Origin of the sequence: Burkholderia sp. EMB26 (assembly GCF_024730645.1) — a bacterium.
In the GTDB taxonomy this organism is placed as follows: Bacteria; Pseudomonadota; Gammaproteobacteria; order Burkholderiales; family Burkholderiaceae; genus Burkholderia; species Burkholderia cenocepacia.
The window spans coordinates 371,437-386,142 of sequence record NZ_CP078070.1 but is presented as its reverse complement, the minus strand read 5'-3'; the positions used below and the strand labels follow the sequence as shown (position 1 = coordinate 386,142).

Below are 14,706 nucleotides of genomic sequence, written 5' to 3'. Positions count from 1 at the left end.
TGTGGCGCAGCTTACTGGCAAAGCGGCTGCCTTGTCGAGCCTGCGCCGGCGGCTTCCGGCCCCGTTTTCTCGGCATCCTCGTCGCCCGCGCCGGGTGCGCCGCACCGCGGATCGACGACGGTCGGCGTGATGAAGACGACCAGTTCGTTGCGCTGGTCGCGCTGCGCGCGGTGCCGGAAAAACGCGCCCAGAATGGGTATTTTGCCCAAGAGCGGCACGCGCGTCACATCGTTCCGGTTCAGTTGTTCATAGATACCGCCGATCGCGACCGTCCCGCCATTCTCGACCTCGACGCGCGTCTGCACATGCTTCGTATGGATGGCGGGGCCGGCCGCGGTCGGCTCGCCGACGCTGTCCTTGGTCACGTCGAGATCGAGCACCACGCGCCCGTCCGGCGTGATCTGCGGCTCGACCTCCAGCTTGAGCGTCGCGCGGCGGAACTGCACGCCGCTCATGCCATTGCCGACCTTCGCCTGGTACGGCAGCTCGGAACCCTGTTCGACGATGGCCTTGACGCGATCGGCCGTGACCACCCGCGGACGCGAAACGATCTGGCCCCGGCCCTGCGCCTCCAGCGCGCTGAGCTCGATGTCGAGTACGCGGCTGAGCGGCGCGGCGAACAGCGTGAAGCCGGCGGTGGCCGCGTCGAAACCGCCGAGCGGCCGCGCGGCAAGGTCGAGCGCGTTGCGCGCGTCCGCCGTGAACGACGTGCCCTCGGCTGACGGCGGCCGCCCCTGCGCACGCAGCGCGACACGTGCGCCGAGGTTGCGCGAGAAACCCTGCTCGCCTTCGACGATGCGGGCCTCGATCCGGACCTGCCGCGACGGCCGGTCGATCGCGTCGATCAGGCCGGCGATCTGCACGATACGCGGTGCGAGATCGGTGACGAACAGCAGGTTGGTACGCGGATCGGCCGCTGCGGCGCCGCGCTTCGACAGCAGGCGCTGGCCGGTCGCGCCGGCCAGCAGCCGTTGTACGTCCTGCGCGCGCGGATAGTGCAGCATGAAGGTACGGCTCGCCAGCGGCTCGAGATCGGCGGCCCGCGCGTGCATGTCGAAGCGCTCGCGTTCGCGCGCAGCCAGCTCGGCTGCCGGCGTGACCCAGATCACGTTGCCGCGCCGGGACATCGCAAGCCCGTGCATGTCGAGCAGCGTGTCGAACGCCTCGCGCCAGCGAACATTGTTCAGACGCAACGTGACCGTGTCGCGCACCTGCTCGCCGACGACGATATTGAGCCCGGTGAACCGCGCGATCGCGTCGAATGCCGCCGCGAGCCCGACGCCCTGCAGATTCAGCGAGATCCGCCGTGCGTCGTCCGCATCGCCCGGTTGGCGGGCTGCGGCGTCGCTCATCCGGGCCGGCGGCGCCAGCGGGATCGGCGGTCCCTCCAGCGCGGGGCCCGGTGCGGCGGTTTCCGTCTGCCGTGCCGCGCGCGCCGCATGATTGAACGGTGGCGGGCCGGCGTCTTCCGTTGCCGCACTATCCACGCCGTCGGCCACACGCAGCGGCAGACCCGGCACCGACACATCCGTCGACCCGGCGGGCCAGACCGCCGGCAGCGGCGGCAACGACGCGCTTGCGCCGGCCGCCGTCACGCCGGCCCAGAGGGCAAGCACCCAACAACGGTGTTTCGTCATGGCCGACCTCCGTCGTCCAGGACGAGCCGCTGCGAGCCGTCCGCCGTCGCAAGCGTCACGGCCGCGCGATCGATGCGCACCACGCGCGCGGCACCCAGTACGTCGCCAGGCGCGACGGCCGTGAACGCGCCGTCGCCGTCGTCGAACAACGCGAGGCCGGCCCGCGCGTCGCGAATCGTGCCGGCGAAGCGGGCTGCGTGACCCGCCGCTTCGGCCGCGCCGGCGTCGCCGAACGGATCGGCGTCGGGCGCAGCGACGCGAACCGTCGTGTTGCCGTCCGCGGTCGTGGTCGCCGGCAGCGCCGGAAACACGTCGACGGACATGTCGACCCGCGCCGCCGACGTGCCACGCTCGATACGCAGCGCCGACGGTACGGCCAGCACCGGGAACCGCGCCAGGCCGCCAACCATGTGCAGCAGCGCGCGAAAACCACCATCGGCGGCGATGTGCACGGTGCGCCGGCCGTCCGGTGCCGCGCCATCGGCGCGCTGCGGTTCGACCGATACGCCGCTCAGCCCGCTCGACGCGGCGAGATCGGCCAGTTCCAGCATCAGCGCGGCCCATTCCGGCGCATGCGGCGAACGATCGTCGCGCGTCGACGCACGATGCCCGTCGCGTCGTTGTCCAGTGGAAGCGAGCACGCGTTGCGCGTCGGCCGCGCGCGCCTGCGCTGCGGCGAGCAACGCGCGACTATGGGCAAGCCCGCTCCAGTCGGCCGCATTCGCCAGATGAATGCCGCCGCCCAGCACGGCCGCGAATGCCAGCACGCAACCCGCGGCATGCGCGGCCGCCGGCGACACGCGCGGCATGCCGCCTGGCCCGACGCCGCCACCCAGCGCCGGCCGATGCACGAGCGTCGTCATGCGCCGCCTCCCGACATCGTCCGCGACGCCGTCGGGTCGTGCCAGCGCAACTGCACCGAGAAGCGGAACGGCATCCCGGCCGTGGGAGCCGGCGCATCCGAGGCCGGCTTCAACGTCTCTATATCGATCCGCCAGTCGCGCTGCTCGCGCGCCATCGCGGCGAGCCATCGCGCAGCGGCCCGGTAACTCTCGGCGCGCGCTTCGAGCACCGCGCCGGTCGACGTCATGCGCAGCGCGTCGAGCCGGATACGATCGGCACGCACCTGCTTCAAGGTCGCCAACAGCCCTGCCATGCGCCGGTAAGGCGCGGCCAGCGCAGCCGCCTGTGCGTCGCGTCGCGCGATGGCGGCGGCGGCATCGACCGCACGCGTCGCAGCCGCCACCTGGGGCTGCAACTGCCGCAGCCGCGTCTCCACGCTGGCGCGCTCGGCATCCACCCGCCACCGCGACAACACGGCGGCGCCCGTCCACAGCCCCGCACCGAGCACGCCGAGCAGCATCGCCACACCGCACTGCGCGACCCGGCGACGCCGCAACGCCTGCGCCAATCGCTCGCGGTACGGCAGCAGGTTGAAGTCGCCGAGTATCGCCTGCTCGGCCGCCGCCGCGCCTTCGCTTGCCGACACGTGAGCGGCCGTCATTCCCACACCCCGCGCAACGCCAGCCCGAATGCGACGGCAAACGCCGGGCCGCCCGGCATGCCGGCGCGCGCGCACGGCTGTCCGTCCCAGCCCGTGCAGTCGAACGGGACCACCGCCGTGCCGAGCACGTCGCCGATCTCGGCGACGGACGTGTCGAAGCGGGCGATACATCGCTCGTCCCCGGCGACGAATACGCAATGCACGGCCCCGAGCGCGCGCCGCCGCAACGCATCGGGCAGTGCTTCCGGCAACGTGCCGGACAGCGTCAGCACCGGGATAGCCGACGAACCCTCGATTCGCCAGCCGCGCACGCCCGCGTCGCAGAACCACAGCGCGGCGTAGGCACCCTGCGCGTCGAGTTCGAACTGCGCGGCATAGCGCAGCGCACGCAGCACGGCGGCCGACTCGCCGTCGATCACGGTCAGGTCGATACCGGCCTGCGCGGCCACGTCGATGCGCCGCTCGAGCAACGCCAGCGGCGCCACCGCCACCGCGATCTCGCCGGATCGCACGCCGCCGTAGTGCCGCCAGTCGAACGCGAGACTGTCCGGCGCCAGCCCCGAGATGCGTTCGGCCGCCTGCCGCGCGGCGTCCGGAATGTCGCCGCGCCCGGCCAGATCGAGCGTCGCGGTGCGCATCTCGTCATCGTGCAGCGCCATCACGCCGCACGCGTCGCACCGCACCTCGGCCGCCGACAGCCGCGACACGGCCGCCGCCAGCGATCGCGCGACCGCCGCCCAGCGTGCGTCTTCCGGCCCGCCCGCCAACCCGACCGGCTCCCGCTCGAGCCCCTCGACGCGCACGTCCGCGTCCCTGCCGCGCCGGCTCAGCACGGCCACCCTCACCTCGTGCGCACCGACGTCGATTCCCGTCGACCGGTGCCTGCCCTGTGCAAACCGCGCCACCCATCGTCCTGCCATCCCAGCCTCCCGAGATCGTCGCGGCCCACGCCGCGTTTCCGAGACCTGATTCTGCAAAGCGACGCATGCGGCCGACAGTCGGCCAAACGGCCAGCATCCGCTCGCGGTGGCCATGCGCGGACTATGCTGACGGCACGCCGACCCGCGGTTCTCCGACGGGCGGCCCCCGCGTCAGGACCGGTCTTACCGGGCAGCTATAATCGCGGGACTGTTTTCCGGTATGCCTATGCAATCCACGACTCCTACGTCCCCGCCTCCCGCCCCGGAGCCGAAGAAGCGGCCCTGGTGGCAAAAAGTCCTGCTCGGCTTCGCCGCGATGTGCGTGGCCCTCGTCGTGGCCGGCGGCCTCGTGCTCGGCTATGCGCTCGTCGTGGCCTGGCCGAACATGCCGTCGCTCGACGCGCTGACCGACTATCGGCCGAAGGTACCGCTGCGCATCTATACGTCCGATCACGTGCTGATCGGCGAATTCGGCGAGGAGCGCCGCGACGTCGTTCATTTCAAGGACGTGCCCGACTCGCTGAAGAAGGCGATCCTCGCGATCGAGGACGCGCGCTTCTACGATCACGGCGGCGTCGACCTCACCGGCATCATCCGCGCCGGCTTCGTCGCGCTGACGAACGGCCACGCGTCGCAGGGCGCGAGCACGATCACGATGCAGGTCGCGCGCAACTTCTTCCTGTCGAGCGAGAAGACCTACACGCGCAAGATCTACGAAATGCTGCTCGCGTACCGGATCGAGCGCGCGCTGACGAAGGATCAGATTCTCGAGGTCTACATGAATCAGATCTATCTCGGCCAGCGTGCGTACGGCTTCGCGAGCGCGGCGCGCGTCTATTTCGGCAAGGATCTGAAGGACATCACGCTCGCGGAAGCCGCGATGCTCGCGGGGCTGCCGAAGGCGCCGTCCGCGTATAACCCGGTCGTGAATCCGAAGCGCGCGAAGGTGCGCCAGGAATACATCCTGCAGCGGATGCTCGAGCTGAACTTCATCACGCGCGAACAGTACGACGAAGCCGCCGCGCAGCCGCTCGTCGTCAAGGGTCCGGGCCGCGATTTCAGCGTGCACGCCGAGTACGTCGCGGAAATGGTCAGACAGATGATGTATGCGCAGTATCGCGAGGAAACCTACACGCGCGGCTTCAACGTCGTCACGACGATCGACTCCGCGGACCAGCAGGTCGCGTACACCGCGCTGCGCAAGGGCATCATGGATTACGAGCGCCGCCACGGCTATCGCGGGCCGGAAGGCTTCATCGAACTGCCGGCCGGCGCCGACGATCGCGAACAGGCGATCGACGACGCGCTGCTCGAGCATCCCGACAACGGCGAGCTGATCGCCGCGGTCGTGACGGCCGCGAGCCCGCGCCAGATCACGGTGGCGTTCATCGACGGCAGCACGGCGACGATCGAGGGCGACAACCTGCGCTTCGCGTCGGGCGCGCTGTCGGCCAACGCGCAGCCGAACCGGCGCATCCGCCCCGGCGCGATCGTCCGGGTCGTGAAGAACGACGCCGGCAAATGGTCGATCACGCAGTTGCCGCAGGTCGAAGGCGCGTTCCTGTCGATCGTCCCGCAGGACGGGGCGATCCGCTCGCTCGTCGGCGGCTTCGACTACAACAAGAACAAGTTCAACCACGTCACGCAGGCGTGGCGGCAGCCCGGTTCGTCGTTCAAGCCGTTCATCTACTCGGCGTCGCTCGACAAGGGCCTCGGGCCCGCCACCGTGATCAACGACGGCCCGCTGTATTTCAGCGCCGCGGAAACCGGCGGCCAGCCGTGGGAGCCGAAGAACTACGGCGGCGGCTTCGAAGGCCCGATGTCGATGCGCACCGCGCTGCAGCGCTCGCGCAACCTCGTGTCGATCCGGATCCTGAATCACATCGGCACGAAATACGCGCAGCAATACATCACGCGCTTCGGCTTCGACGCCGAGCGCCATCCGGCCTACCTGCCGATGGCACTCGGCGCCGGCCAGGTCACGCCGCTGCAGATGGCCGGCGCGTATTCGGTCTTCGCGAACGGCGGCTATCGCGTCAATCCGTACCTGATCGCCGAAGTCACCGATCCGAACGGCGCGGTCGTCGCGCGCGCGCAGCCGCTCGTCGCCGAGCAGAACGCGCCGCGCGCGATCGACGCGCGCAACGCCTACGTGATGAACAGCCTGCTGCAGAGCGTCGCGCAGCGCGGCACGGGCGCGCGGACCAACGTGCTGAAGCGCACCGATCTCGCGGGCAAGACCGGCACGACGAACGACTCGCACGACGCGTGGTTCGCCGGCTACCAGCACACGCTCGCCGCGATCGCATGGATCGGCTATGACAATCCGCGCAGCCTCGGCGATCGCGAAACCGGCGGCGGCCTGTCGCTGCCGGTCTGGATCGACTACATGGGCGCTGCGCTGAAGGGCGTGCCGGAATTCAAGCCGACGGTGCCGGAAGGCGTCGAATCGCTCGGCGGCGAGTTGTACTTCACCGAGTTCACGCCGGGCCACGGCTTCGTGTCGACGGTCGGCGTGCCGCAGGCGCCCGCTGCGCAGAACGTCGACGAGGCCGTGCCGCACGTCGACGAGCAGGAGAAGCAGGACATCATGAACCTGTTCCGCGGCCACTGACCCGCGGCCCGGCCATGAAAAAAGCGCCCCGCGGGGCGCTTTTTCTTTGGGCACGACGCGCGGAGCGCTGCGCTCCCGCCGTTACGCGCTGAACGTGATCGGCAAGCCGGCCTGCTGGGTCGCGTAGTCGGTGAGCGCCGAGAAGAACTCGGTGCCCGTGCGCGTATCGCGCCATTCGCCGTCGATGAAACGGTAGTGGAATCCGCCGGCCTTCGCGGCGATCCACACCTCCTTCATCGGCGGCTGCAGGTTGACGATGATCTTCGAGCCGTTCTCGAACGTCAGCGTCAGCACGCTGCCATTGCGTTCCAGATCGATGTCGTGATCGCCGTCGTTCGCGACGTCCACGGTACGCTCGACGGCCGCCAGCACGGCCTCTGCACGGGCCAGGTATTCAGTATCGGACATGCTAAACTCTATCGGTTAAATTGTTCAGGGACGATCATGCGAGTCGTTTTCCGGATGAGCGCGATTGTAGCGGCTTTGGCGATTCTTGCCGGCTGCGGTCAAAGCGGCGCGCTCTATCTGCCCACCGTGCCTCCGATGCCCAAGCCGATCCAGCCGCAGAATACGCCGCCGTCGGACGTGAAACCGACCGACGAAAACGCGTCGTCCGACGAGTCGCCCGACACGTCCGGCTCGCCGCTCACGCTGTCGCCCGAACTGTCGAGCACATCGACCATGCCCGCCCCGGCATCGGGCCCGGCCGCGACGAAGTAACGACGCACTGCCGCCCGCGCGGCGCACGAAACGAGGCGATGACTTCCCGGTCATCGCCTTTTGTTTTTCAGCGGCCGCGCCGTCACGCGCGCACGCGCCGCCAGCCCCACGTCACCAGCCGCCAGCCGAGCAGCGCGGCGACGATCGCCGCGTAGAGCTTCGGCTGCGCCAGATCGTGCTTGCCCGCCCGCATCCACCAGAAGTGCAGCACGCCGAACAGCGCGATCGCGTAGATTGCGCTGTGCAGCGTCGCCCAGTGGCGACCGAGCCGGCGCACCATCGCGCGCGGCGACGTCGCGGCGAGCGGAATCAACAGCACGAACGCCGCGAAACCGACCGTGATGAACGGGCGCTTGCCGACATCCTTCAGGATCGCGACGACGTCGAACCACTTGTCGAACCACAGGTAGGTCGTGAAGTGCAGCGTCGCGTAAAAGAACGCGAACAGCCCGATCATCCGACGAAAGCGCAGCAATGGCGCGAAGCCCGTGATGCGCCGCAGCGGCGTAACGGCCAGCGTGATGCACAACAGGACGAGCGTCCACAAACCGGTCGAACGCGTGATGAATTCGATCGGGTTCGCGCCGAGCCGGTCGGTCAGCCCGAACAGCACGATGCGTGCGAGCGGGTAGAGGCCGGCTGCGAACACCAGCACCTTGGCCGGCGCGAGCCAGCGCGGCGCGGCAGGACGGTTCGCCCCGGCACGCGCCGTGCGGGCAGCCTGCCCGGCGCCCGCGGCGCGCGCGGGTGTGAGCGTCGAAGGATGCATGTCGTTTCTCACGGTCGCGCTCAGAAATTCTTTTTCAGGTCCATGCCCTGATACATCGATGCGACCAAGTCGCCGTAGCCGTTGAACATCAGCGTCTTGCGCTTCGGCGTGAAGAAGCCGTCCTCGCCGATGCGCCGCTCGGTCGCCTGGCTCCAGCGCGGATGATCGACGTTCGGGTTCACGTTCGAATAAAAGCCGTACTCGTTCGCCGCGTACGTGTTCCAGCTCGTCTTCGGCTGCTTGTCGACGAAGCGGATCTTCACGAGCGACTTCGCGCTCTTGAACCCGTATTTCCACGGCACGACGATCCGCACCGGCGCACCGTTCTGGTTCGGCAGCACCTGCCCGTAGACGCCCATCGTCAGCAGCGTCAGCGGATTCATCGCCTCGTCCATGCGCAGCCCTTCCGAATACGGCCAGTCGAGCACGGGCGTCGACAGGCCCGGCATCTGCGACGGATCGGCCAGCGTGATGAACTGCACGTATTTCGCGTTGCCAGTCGGCTGCACGCGCTTGATCAGCTCGGACAGCGGCACGCCGATCCATGGGATCACCATCGACCAGCCCTCGACGCAGCGCAGCCGGTACACGCGCTCCTCGAGCGGCGCGAGCTTCAGCAACTCGTCGAGATCGAACACCTTCGGGTGCTGCACCTCGCCTTCGACACTCACGCGCCACGGGCGCGGCCGCAACGTGCCCGCGTTCTGCGCCGGATCGCTCTTGTCGGTGCCGAATTCGTAGAAGTTGTTGTAGGACGTGATGTCCTTGAACGGCGTCACCTTGTCGATGGCGACGAATGTCGGGTTGGTTTTTGCCGCGAGCTTCGCCGCCCGCGCGTCGGGTGACGCATACGCGGCGAGCGCCGCGCCGCTGGTGCCGAACAGGCCGCCCGCGGCCGCGAGGCCGGCCGCCTGCAACACGCGCCGCCGATTCTCGAATACCGCGCGCGGCGTGATCTCGCTCGGCGCGATATCCGCGCCGGTCAGTACGTTACGCAAAGGGCGTTTGATCCACATCGTGCAGTTCCTCCCGCATGCGCGACGCGCATGCTTCATCAGCGTTCGACCCGGCCCGTCGCGCGCCGTTCGACGCCCGGTTCGCCCGCTCATTACAAAAGAAAACCGCCGGGCACGCAGTGCACCGGCGGTCTATGGTCGGACGAGCGGCGGAAATCTTACAGCTTGCCGTAGCTGTGCAGCCCGGACAGGAACATGTTGACGCCGAGGAACGCGAACGTCGTGACCAGCAGGCCGGTGAGCGCCCACCAGGCGGCCACCGCGCCGCGCAGGCCCTTCATCAGCCGCATGTGCAGCCACGCCGCGTAGTTCAGCCACACGATCAGCGCCCAGGTTTCCTTCGGGTCCCAGCTCCAGTAGCCGCCCCACGCTTCGGCCGCCCACAGCGCGCCGAGGATCGTCGCGATCGTGAAGAACGCAAAACCGACCGCGATCGACTTGTACATCACGTCGTCGAGCACCTCCAGCGTCGGCAGGCGATCCGCGAGGATCCCGCGCTCCTTCATCAGGTACGCGACCGACACCATCGCCGACAGCGCGAAGCTGCCGTAGCCGATGAAGTTCGCCGGCACGTGGATCTTCATCCACCAGCTTTGCAGCGCCGGCACGAGCGGCTGGATCTGCTGCGCATCGCGCGCGACCGAGTACCACATCAGGAAGCCGACCGCCGCGCTGATGACCAGCAGCACGAACGCGCCGAGCGAACGCGTGCCGTAGTGGCCTTCGTAATACAGATAAAGCAGCGCCGTGATCAGGCTGAACAGGACGAACACTTCATAGAGGTTCGATACGGGGATGTGCCCGACGTCCGCACCGATCAGGTAGGACTCGTACCAGCGCACCATCAGCCCCGTGAAGCCCATCAGCACGGCGACCCACGTGAGCTTCTGGCCGATCGCGGCGCCCGTTTCGGCGCGCGCGAGCAGCCCGATCCAGTAGAAGATCGTCGCGAGCACGAACATCGCGCTCATCCACAGGATCGCCGACTGGCTCGACAGGAAGTACTTGAGGAAGAACGCCGAATCGGCGCGGGCGAGATCGCCCTGGTAGATCTGGATCGACAACAGCGACAGCACGGCGATCGACGCCATCATCAGCCGCGCAGGCTTCCAGCGCCAGCCGAGCGCGACGAGCGCCGGCACGGTGCCGATCATCACTGCCTTGTCGTAGTAATCCATGTGCGCGTTGTAGTGCACGAGCGCATAGCCCGCGCCCGCCACGAGCGCCAGGGCGAACAGCCAGTCGAACAGCGACAGGCGCGCGAGGAACGGACGCTCGTCGAACAACGGCGACGATGCCGGCGCCGGGGCCGACGCCGTACGGGAAGAGGAAACTTGCGTGAGATCCATGATGTTACCGGGTGGAATTCTCGGAATCGGAACCGCCGCCGACAGGCGGGCGGGCCGTCGAAGCCGCACCGGCGGGCGCGGCATCGCGAGGTGCGGCGCGCAAGGCGGCGCCGGCCGCGTCGCGCGTCTGCACGAATTCTTTCTCGAAATCGAAGGTCTTGCGGGCCGTGGACATTGCCATCACCACATCGACGCCCGAACCGGCGTCCTTCAGCCAGAACCAGAGTCGCCGCTCGCGCACGTAGAACATCGAGAAGATGCCGGCGACCAGCAGCAGGCTGCCAAGATACACCAGATTCTTGCCGGGTGCGCGCGTCAGCTGAAATACCGAAGCTTGCACCTGCTTGAAGGAATCAAGCTGCAAATAGACCGGCGATCCATACAAGAAGCTGTCGGATAGTGCGTTGATCGCGTTCTGCACGAAGCGGATCGTGTCGGTGCCCTGCTGCGCGGCCGGCTCGCCGGCACGCTCGCGCGCGATCTGCCAGACCTCCCACATCGAGCCCTCGAGCATCCGCAGCAGCAGGCTCGCGGCCTTCTCCTGCTCGCCCTTCGGCACCGAGCGGTCGATGAAGGTCGCCACCGCCTGAAAGCCGCCGACCGGCTGGCCATCCGCGCCGCGGCCGACGCTGTCGTCGCTCGCCGCAAACAGGGTCAGCACCTTCGACGCGCTGTCCTGCAGGCGGCCGCGCAGCGACGCGTCGCCCGGCAGCGAGCGCTGCGCGAAGCGCGCGGCGGCTTCGGTGCGCACGGCCGGATCCTCGAGCGCGGCGCGCAGGCGCATCCATTCGCCGATCGAATCCTGGCTGTCGGCCGGGATCCGCATGTAACGGAACGGATCGTTCGGGCTCGCGCGCACGCCGGCGAGGAACACGCGTTCGCCGTTCATGTCGACGGGCAGCATGTAGTTGTTGAATTCGCGCGCCTGGCCGTCCTTGCCGCGAATCTTGTACTGCACCGACGGGCCGATGTTGTGGAGCTGCGTCGGCTTCGACGTCTTCGCACCCGAGCCGAGCCGCTCGTCGAATACTTCCTTCAGCGAGCTGGTCGTCGCGACACCGCGCACGTCCGGCTTGCCGTTCGCGTCGGCCATGTTTTCGACGTTGATCGCGCGGAAATCGGAGAATTCGATCGTGTCGCCGTCGGCGCCCGGGACCTGCAGCGGCGCCGAGCTGCCGATCGTGCCCTTCACGGGAACGGTCGCCGCATGGCTGCCCGTCATCGGGTAGGCCGTCATCTGCATTTGCGAGCCGCCGTCCTGGAAGCTCGACTGGTAGATCGACACGCCCTTGTACGTGAACGGCTTGTTGACCTCGACCCGCGCCGGGATCTTCCGGCCGGTCTCGCGATCGATCACGACGATGTCGCTCGCGAACAGCTTCGGCATGCCCGTCGTGTAGTAATCGACGATGAACTTGTCGAGCTGGATCGAGAACGGCAGATCCTGGATCAACGAGCCGCTCGGCTGGTTCAGGATCGCGGTCGACACGAACTGGCCCTCCGGCACCCACGCATAGCCGCGGAACGTCGGGTTCGACGCGGACAGGCGATGGTCGGGCGAAATCTCGCTGATCGTCGCGCTCGTGTTGACCGGGCTCTTGCCGAACATCCACATCTGGAATTTGATCGGCAGGTTGCTGTCGAGCAGGCCGCCGATACAGATCACGACGATCGCGAGGTGGGCGGAAATGTAGCCCCACTTGGTCATCGCGCCGCGCTTCGCGGAGATCAGCGTCGCGCCGTCGGTTTCACGCACGACGTGCTTGTAGCCGGCCTTCGTGACGAACGTGGCGAGCGTCGCCGCGACCGTCGCGCGCGTGCCCGACGCCGTGTACTCGGCCTTGTGGTGGAACGCGCGCAGGCTGCCTTCGCGGACCTTGTCCTTCCAGCTCTTCGCATCGGCGAGCATCTTCGGCGCATTGCGGATCACGCACAGCGAGATCGACACGACGAGGAAGATCAGGATCAGCATGAACCACCACGCGCTGTACACGTTGTACAGGCCCAGCGAGCGGAAGATGTCCGCCCAGAACGGCCCGAACTGGTTCACGTAGTTCGGATACGGATCGTCCTGGGTCAGGACCGTGCCGATGATGCTCGCGATCGACAGCACCACCAGCAGCGCGATCGCGAAGCGCATCGAGCTGAGCAGCTCGACCGCGCGTTTCGACGCACCCTGACTCGACTTCGACTGCAACCCCGACGTGGTAACGCTCATTCAAACTCCGACTCAGGGGAAACAGCCCCCACACTCACTATGTTCGCTGCGCCCCAACGGGCGATCGGCACGCTCGGGACGGCCCGGCGAGTGCCAACAAAAAAGGGCAAGGCGACCGCGAACAGCGGCGCCCCACCCTTTTCTTGTTCTGACTCCGGCCGCCCTTCGGGCGGCCGGTCATTCCATGCGCGGTTGACCGCTCAACGCAGACCCGCGATGTAATCGGCGACGGCCTTGATCTCGGTATCCGACAGCCGCGACGCGATCTGATGCATCGCCTCGTTGTTGTTGCGCGCGCCGGCACCCTGCTGGAACGCGGTCAACTGCGCGACCGTGTAATCGGCCCATTGCCCCGACAGACGCGGGTACTGGACCGGGATCCCCTGCCCCGTCGGCCCGTGGCAGCTCGCGCAGGCTGGTACGCCCTTCTCCGCGATGCCGCCGCGATAGATCTTCTGGCCGACCGGCACGGTCGCCGCATTGCGTGCGGTACCGAGCTTCGTCGTCTGCGACCCGTAGTACGCGGCGACGTTGCGCATGTCGTCCGCGCTCAACGCGCTCGCGAATCCGACCATCACCGCGTTGTTACGCACCGGCCCCTTCGCGCCCGGCTGCGTCTTGAAGTCGTTCAACTGCTTGACCAGATATTCGGGATGCTGGCCGGCAAGCTTCGGGAAACTGCCCGACGCACTATTGCCGTCGGCGCCGTGACACGACGCGCAGACCTGCCCGGCAATCGCCTTGCCGCGGTCCAGATCCGGCTTCGCCGCATCTGCCGCGTTTGCCTCCGCTACGAAACCTACGAACCCTGCTGCAACCTGAAGCACCATCAGAGACTTGCACAGTCGATTCATTCGCACACCCTGTTTCGTCTTGTGGGAATTTGAGGTTCTGCAAAAAACGACGGCGTTCAGTCTACCGCAGAAGCCACATAAAAGCGCGAGGCAGGCGCCCGTTGGCCTTCGGTAAAACCGCCGTATTGTACAATATCGTGCTGAAAGCTCCCGCGCCTATCGGGGCTACCCCGCCTCCACCAAGCGGCTCGCGCCGCCCGTCCTTCCGGTTCCCATGGCCTTTCTGCTCCATCAAGCCCGCTTCTACACGACCGTCAACCATCTGCGCGACCTGCCGCCGACGGTCCAGCCGGAAATCGCGTTCGCGGGCCGCTCGAATGCCGGCAAGTCGACGGCGATCAACGTGCTGTGCAACCAGAAGCGGCTGGCCTTTGCGTCCAAGACGCCCGGCCGCACGCAGCATATCAACTACTTCTCCGTCGGCCCCGCCGCCGAGCCCGTCGCGAACCTCGTCGACCTGCCCGGCTACGGCTACGCGGAAGTGCCCGGTGCCGCGAAGGCGCACTGGGAAATGCTGCTGTCGTCCTACCTCGCGACGCGCTCGCAGCTTTGCGGCCTGATCCTGATGATGGATTCGCGCCGTCCGCTGACCGATCTCGATCGACGCATGATCGAGTGGTTCGCGCCGACCGGCAAGCCGATCCACACGCTGCTGACGAAGTGCGACAAATTGACGCGCCAGGAAAGCATCAATGCGCTGCGCAACACGCAGAAGGGGCTCGACGCGTATCGCGACCAGGGCGTGAAGGGCAAGCTGACGGTCCAGCTGTTCTCGGCGCTGAAGCGTACGGGGCTCGACGAGGCCCATGAACTGATCGAGAGCTGGCTGCGGCCGTCCGTCGCCGACGAAAAAAGCGAGCCTGTAGCACAATGAGCGGGCAACGCGCGGCTGGGATCGGCTGTGCGCACCTGACGGCACCTGCGGATTCGGCCGGCTCATAAAAAAACCCGCCGTTGAACGGCGGGTCAAACAGCCTAATCGAAAAACGACAGGCACCCGCTCAGGGAGGAGAAGCGGGGAGCTGCACGCAACGCGTGCCGCTCGATCGCTATCATATACCAACGATCTCGAAAATGACCTAAGGGTTCCGTAAGGTCTTCTTGC

13 protein-coding genes are annotated in these 14,706 nt (G+C 67.6%); 3 read left to right on the top strand and 10 right to left on the bottom strand.

Annotated elements, in window-relative coordinates:
• Window positions 1-11 precede the first annotated feature (11 nt).
• From pilQ to KU887_RS01860, 4 genes are read right to left on the bottom strand one after another with little or no spacing between them, the layout of a single operon-like run.
• Entirely contained in the window at window positions 12-1,637 is a 1,626-nt protein-coding gene (pilQ, locus tag KU887_RS01875) for a type IV pilus secretin PilQ (RefSeq protein ID WP_258253835.1), read from the bottom strand.
• Entirely contained in the window at window positions 1,634-2,500 is an 867-nt protein-coding gene (locus KU887_RS01870) for a pilus assembly protein (protein WP_077188923.1), read from the bottom strand. The genes pilQ and KU887_RS01870 overlap by 4 nt, the downstream gene beginning before the upstream one ends.
• Window positions 2,497-3,141, bottom strand: coding sequence for a fimbrial protein (locus KU887_RS01865; protein WP_077188922.1), 645 nt, complete (start codon window positions 3,139-3,141; stop codon window positions 2,497-2,499). Before KU887_RS01865 ends, KU887_RS01870 begins: the two co-directional genes overlap by 4 nt.
• On the bottom strand, window positions 3,138-4,061 hold the full coding sequence (locus KU887_RS01860) for a competence protein ComA (RefSeq protein WP_077176558.1): 924 nt from the start codon (window positions 4,059-4,061) through the stop codon (window positions 3,138-3,140). Before KU887_RS01860 ends, KU887_RS01865 begins: the two co-directional genes overlap by 4 nt.
• Window positions 4,062-4,281: 220 nt before the next feature.
• Between KU887_RS01860 and KU887_RS01855 the strand changes: the two genes are divergently transcribed.
• Window positions 4,282-6,675 carry a penicillin-binding protein 1A gene (locus tag KU887_RS01855; RefSeq protein WP_034201087.1) on the top strand — a complete coding sequence of 798 codons (2,394 nt, stop codon included), beginning with the start codon at window positions 4,282-4,284 and terminating at the stop codon, window positions 6,673-6,675.
• 81 nt (window positions 6,676-6,756) lie between these two features.
• Here the strand turns inward: KU887_RS01855 and cyaY are convergent, their stop codons facing one another.
• Window positions 6,757-7,083 (bottom strand): iron donor protein CyaY, encoded by a 327-nt coding sequence (gene cyaY / locus KU887_RS01850; RefSeq protein WP_006482891.1) that lies wholly within the window; start codon window positions 7,081-7,083, stop codon window positions 6,757-6,759.
• Window positions 7,084-7,119: 36 nt separating this feature from the next.
• Here cyaY and KU887_RS01845 point away from each other — a divergent pair, with 36 nt between their 5' ends.
• Window positions 7,120-7,395 carry a lipoprotein gene (locus KU887_RS01845; RefSeq protein WP_006491729.1) on the top strand — a complete coding sequence of 92 codons (276 nt, stop codon included), beginning with the start codon at window positions 7,120-7,122 and terminating at the stop codon, window positions 7,393-7,395.
• Between the two features lie 82 nt (window positions 7,396-7,477).
• On the opposite strand, the gene msrQ is transcribed toward KU887_RS01845, so the two are convergent.
• The 5 genes from msrQ to KU887_RS01820 form a co-directional block, all read right to left on the bottom strand.
• Complete coding sequence (gene msrQ / locus KU887_RS01840) at window positions 7,478-8,164, bottom strand: protein-methionine-sulfoxide reductase heme-binding subunit MsrQ (RefSeq protein WP_006482924.1); 687 nt, start codon at window positions 8,162-8,164, stop codon at window positions 7,478-7,480.
• Window positions 8,165-8,184: 20 nt separating this feature from the next.
• The gene (gene msrP / locus KU887_RS01835) at window positions 8,185-9,180 is read right to left on the bottom strand and encodes a protein-methionine-sulfoxide reductase catalytic subunit MsrP (RefSeq protein WP_060214790.1); all 996 of its coding nucleotides are present in this window, start codon (window positions 9,178-9,180) and stop codon (window positions 8,185-8,187) included.
• A 158-nt stretch (window positions 9,181-9,338) separates the two neighbouring features.
• Window positions 9,339-10,529 (bottom strand): c-type cytochrome biogenesis protein CcsB, encoded by a 1,191-nt coding sequence (ccsB, locus tag KU887_RS01830; RefSeq protein ID WP_006494454.1) that lies wholly within the window; start codon window positions 10,527-10,529, stop codon window positions 9,339-9,341.
• Window positions 10,530-10,533: 4 nt separating this feature from the next.
• On the bottom strand, window positions 10,534-12,747 hold the full coding sequence (locus KU887_RS01825) for a cytochrome c biogenesis protein ResB (protein ID WP_006494455.1): 2,214 nt from the start codon (window positions 12,745-12,747) through the stop codon (window positions 10,534-10,536).
• Between the two features lie 200 nt (window positions 12,748-12,947).
• Entirely contained in the window at window positions 12,948-13,601 is a 654-nt protein-coding gene (locus tag KU887_RS01820; protein WP_012492295.1) for a cytochrome c, read from the bottom strand.
• Between the two features lie 214 nt (window positions 13,602-13,815).
• Between KU887_RS01820 and yihA the strand changes: the two genes are divergently transcribed.
• Entirely contained in the window at window positions 13,816-14,475 is a 660-nt protein-coding gene (yihA, locus tag KU887_RS01815) for a ribosome biogenesis GTP-binding protein YihA/YsxC (protein ID WP_006477171.1), read from the top strand.
• The last annotated feature ends 231 nt before the right edge of the window (window positions 14,476-14,706 follow it).

What these genes read in the sequence shown, in the direction of transcription:
- KU887_RS01865 (WP_077188922.1), bottom strand. Translation starts at nt 3,141, where the DNA reads ATGACGGCCGCTCACGTGTCGGCAAGCGAAGGCGCGGCGGCGGCCGAG.
- cyaY (WP_006482891.1), bottom strand. Translation starts at nt 7,083, where the DNA reads ATGTCCGATACTGAATACCTGGCCCGTGCAGAGGCCGTGCTGGCGGCC.
- pilQ (WP_258253835.1), bottom strand. Translation starts at nt 1,637, where the DNA reads ATGACGAAACACCGTTGTTGGGTGCTTGCCCTCTGGGCCGGCGTGACG.
- KU887_RS01855 (WP_034201087.1), top strand. Translation starts at nt 4,282, where the DNA reads ATGCCTATGCAATCCACGACTCCTACGTCCCCGCCTCCCGCCCCGGAG.
- KU887_RS01820 (WP_012492295.1), bottom strand. Translation starts at nt 13,601, where the DNA reads ATGAATCGACTGTGCAAGTCTCTGATGGTGCTTCAGGTTGCAGCAGGG.
- KU887_RS01870 (WP_077188923.1), bottom strand. Translation starts at nt 2,500, where the DNA reads ATGACGACGCTCGTGCATCGGCCGGCGCTGGGTGGCGGCGTCGGGCCA.
- ccsB (WP_006494454.1), bottom strand. Translation starts at nt 10,529, where the DNA reads ATGGATCTCACGCAAGTTTCCTCTTCCCGTACGGCGTCGGCCCCGGCG.
- KU887_RS01845 (WP_006491729.1), top strand. Translation starts at nt 7,120, where the DNA reads ATGCGAGTCGTTTTCCGGATGAGCGCGATTGTAGCGGCTTTGGCGATT.
- KU887_RS01825 (WP_006494455.1), bottom strand. Translation starts at nt 12,747, where the DNA reads ATGAGCGTTACCACGTCGGGGTTGCAGTCGAAGTCGAGTCAGGGTGCG.
- msrP (WP_060214790.1), bottom strand. Translation starts at nt 9,180, where the DNA reads ATGTGGATCAAACGCCCTTTGCGTAACGTACTGACCGGCGCGGATATC.
- msrQ (WP_006482924.1), bottom strand. Translation starts at nt 8,164, where the DNA reads ATGCATCCTTCGACGCTCACACCCGCGCGCGCCGCGGGCGCCGGGCAG.
- yihA (WP_006477171.1), top strand. Translation starts at nt 13,816, where the DNA reads ATGGCCTTTCTGCTCCATCAAGCCCGCTTCTACACGACCGTCAACCAT.
- KU887_RS01860 (WP_077176558.1), bottom strand. Translation starts at nt 4,061, where the DNA reads ATGGCAGGACGATGGGTGGCGCGGTTTGCACAGGGCAGGCACCGGTCG.